Annotated in this window: 4 protein-coding genes and 2 rRNA genes; 3 read left to right on the top strand and 3 right to left on the bottom strand. The window is 44.1% G+C overall.

Annotation, left to right across the window (positions count from 1 at the left end):
* Nucleotides 1-714: 714 nt before the first annotated feature.
* Complete coding sequence (locus tag ABN764_RS29410) at nucleotides 715-918, bottom strand: type 2 periplasmic-binding domain-containing protein (protein WP_315747495.1); 204 nt, start codon at nucleotides 916-918, stop codon at nucleotides 715-717.
* 1 nt (nucleotide 919) lies between these two features.
* Between ABN764_RS29410 and ABN764_RS29405 the strand changes: the two genes are divergently transcribed.
* From ABN764_RS29405 to ABN764_RS29395, 3 genes are all read left to right on the top strand, one after another.
* Nucleotides 920-1,153 carry a hypothetical protein gene (locus ABN764_RS29405; RefSeq protein ID WP_446673856.1) on the top strand — a complete coding sequence of 78 codons (234 nt, stop codon included), beginning with the start codon at nucleotides 920-922 and terminating at the stop codon, nucleotides 1,151-1,153.
* Nucleotides 1,154-1,420: 267 nt separating this feature from the next.
* Nucleotides 1,421-1,654, top strand: a complete 234-nt coding sequence (locus tag ABN764_RS29400) for a hypothetical protein (RefSeq protein ID WP_446673855.1) — start codon at nucleotides 1,421-1,423, stop codon at nucleotides 1,652-1,654.
* Between the two features lie 19 nt (nucleotides 1,655-1,673).
* The gene (locus ABN764_RS29395; protein ID WP_446673854.1) at nucleotides 1,674-1,856 is read left to right on the top strand and encodes a hypothetical protein; all 183 of its coding nucleotides are present in this window, start codon (nucleotides 1,674-1,676) and stop codon (nucleotides 1,854-1,856) included.
* Nucleotides 1,857-2,537: 681 nt separating this feature from the next.
* Here the strand turns inward: ABN764_RS29395 and rrf are convergent.
* Nucleotides 2,538-2,654 (bottom strand): 5S ribosomal RNA (rrf, locus tag ABN764_RS29390).
* A gap of 80 nt (nucleotides 2,655-2,734) precedes the next feature.
* Nucleotides 2,735-2,857 (bottom strand): 23S ribosomal RNA (locus tag ABN764_RS29385); the annotation flags it as partial.

Below are 2,857 nucleotides of genomic sequence, written 5' to 3'. Positions count from 1 at the left end.
CACGCCGCCAGCGTTCGTCCTGAGCCAGGATCAAACTCTCCGTTAAAGTTAAGTTTGAACTGCTCATATCTTTTGACGAGGTATTGCTACCTCATTCACAAACGTTGCTCGTTGTTCAGTTTTCAAAGAACAATCTTCAACCCAGCGCTTCGGCTTATTGCCTCTTTCGCTTTCGTTCACCGCGTCTCTCAGCGGCGACTTTTATATCTTATCACTTCATCAACTCGAAGTCAACAACTTTTTTTAATTTGTTTTCTTCGTTCGATTGACTGCCTCCTAATGAAGCAGGAATTAGAATATATCATATTTCGAAGGTAGAATGCAAGACTTTTTTAAACTAATTTTAAATCCTCTATTTCATGTCCTCCAATCCTCTTCTTTCTATCCTCTGTACCTACTCCTCGGTTAAAATGTTGTTCAGCATTGTAATGAATGCTTTAGCTGCTGGCGACAGATGCTTGTTTTAGTAATGAACATATTGACCCCCTTTCTCAAACTTCACTTCATCTATGGGAATACAACTAGCAGTTCACTAGCAATCTCCTGCATCTTCATTAATTCAGATACTGCTGCTATGCAAGTCCATGAATAACGCCCTGTTTATTCCTTCCAAGCTGCTGATATCAATCGTATTGGATATCGCGATGCCCGCCTATTCGAACTTCATATCGAGGAATTGCCTTGTTGCCGACTTATCCGGCTTCATAAGGAAGGTCACATTTGAAAATCATATAACGTACATCTCCTCTTCAGAACCACACAGTGATCTGGACGTGCAATGAGAACGAGGCGATCCTGATAAAACGCACAAGTCTGATACCGTGATTCATCGACTTCTACTTGATCAGACAATACGAGGAATTCAATGCTGTTGGATTCCAATTGATGAATCAGTTGCTGTGAGGATGTAAGCTTCATCTTGGATTCACGCCTGAGCAGCCCATGTCGCGGCCCCATCGAAGCACTTGGAGTCGGAATCGATATTCAGCCTGGAGATGTCGTTCTTCGCTGCAATTTTGCCACTGTAGAAGACGGTGTAGTGCTGGATCGACACGCTCGCCGCATACGGGAACATACGGACAAGCTTGCTGAGTCCATTTCAGGAATAGAAGTAGCCGAGGGCATCTATGCTTACTGCAAGCCTGCCAACTGAACATCGTGCTGTACTTGTGCTGTGTAGACAGGGATTAAGTGATCAAATTACTGATTCTGACCCGAAAGCACCGAACGAGGCAAACCGTATCTTCCTGTTCAGCCGTTGGAAGATACATTAGAAGCACGACGACTGCTTCTGCAGTCAACCGCTTCTTAGAAATATCTTCTCGGATCTTGTCATGTATCCTGCGAATGAGGAGCGAGTAGCTAATGAATGCTGCCTGCCAGCTTCATTCTAACCCGTGGTGCAGGTAGTAGGTTGAGCTTGAGCCGCTTCAAAATGAATTTTCGAGGTTGCTGCATTGCTGTAGAAAGCACCCTTCTTTGGGTTGCGGAGCTAGCCGGGTACACAACCATTACAGATATAAGAGTGACCGGAAGTATGGATACTGATGTTAAACTGAAAGCAGAACTTGCACTTGAACAGATTGTCCAACATGACATTGTCTATGTTCATCTTAAAGCTCCAGATGTGATGGGGCCGATGATGAACCACTAAAAAGGCTCAATCCCTAGAAATGTTTGATAGAAATGTTGGCATAAACGCTGATCAACTATCAGAGGATGTATACCTAGCACTTGCCGCTGATCATTCTACTCCTTTTGAGGTTAAGGAGCATACTGGAGATCCAGATCCCGTCGTTATCTATGGACCAAGCATTCGAAGAGATCGAGTCGCCTCTTATAATGAAACGGACTGAGCCCATGGTGCACTTGGCCGGATGTCTGGTTCCGTGTTCGTCCGAACCTTGCATGGTTAATGGGGTATGTCGAAAAACAAGGAAACTGAGTTGAAAAATTCAAGATGCTGTCTTTATCAAATTAAATCGCAAGGACTCTCATTTCTATTGCTGCAGCCTCCACTCTCTTTAAGTGGTGGGGGGGTTGCTATATAGAATAGCATTCGTGATCGTCCCATTAATCATCTGTTTCTTTTATATATAAGAAATATGTATTCAAATCACAGGAAATAGTCACTTCAATAGACATTCTGTCAATTCGCCTCCTTAAGCGAGTAACCATTACTAGTCCATCGAAATTGCATTAATAGCTCTTAACCACTTTTATACACCCTCGATCACACTTACCGTCATTGCTTCCTTCGATGTACCTTAGAATCAGTCTCCCTACACTATTGAAATACATGTGTGAGTAGAACATTCTACAGCCATGGCTCCATTGGAGCTCACCTTGTTGAATGTGTTCTGGCACTTATGGCTGCCGAAATGGACATATGCCTGTACAAAGCGTAAGCATATAAGAAAAAAGGCCGATTGCTGTTAACCTAAATTAGGCGCAAGCATTCGGCTTTTTTACATACCTATATTAGGTATAGATAAAAAAAGACCACCGTCGAGATGTCTCAACAGTGATCTTTAGTTGCTTGGCGACGTCCTACTCTCCCGGGACCCTGCGGTCCAAGTACCATCGGCGCTGGAGGGCTTAACGGTCGTGTTCGGGATGGGTACGCGTGGAACCCCTCCGCCATCGCCACCAAACAGCATTGGCTAAAGCCAATATGAAGTTCAAGGTTTGAACCTTGAAAACTGAATGCGAAAGTGTCATGCTCTGAATCAAATAGGATAAGCCCTCGACCGATTAGTATTGGTCAGCTCCACACATTACTGTGCTTCCACCTCCAACCTATCTACCTCGTCGTCTTCAAGGGGTCTTACTAATTGGGAAATCTCATCTTGAGGGG

Source organism: Paenibacillus wuxiensis, from assembly GCF_040195695.1.
Classification (GTDB): Bacteria; Bacillota; Bacilli; order Paenibacillales; family Paenibacillaceae; genus Paenibacillus_B; species Paenibacillus_B suaedae.
The sequence above is the reverse complement of the archived record's forward strand: the minus strand, read 5'-3'. Positions and strand labels throughout refer to the sequence as shown.

What these genes read in the sequence shown, in the direction of transcription:
- ABN764_RS29395 (WP_446673854.1), top strand. Translation starts at nt 1,674, where the DNA reads ATGTTTGATAGAAATGTTGGCATAAACGCTGATCAACTATCAGAGGAT.
- ABN764_RS29410 (WP_315747495.1), bottom strand. Translation starts at nt 918, where the DNA reads ATGAAGCTTACATCCTCACAGCAACTGATTCATCAATTGGAATCCAAC.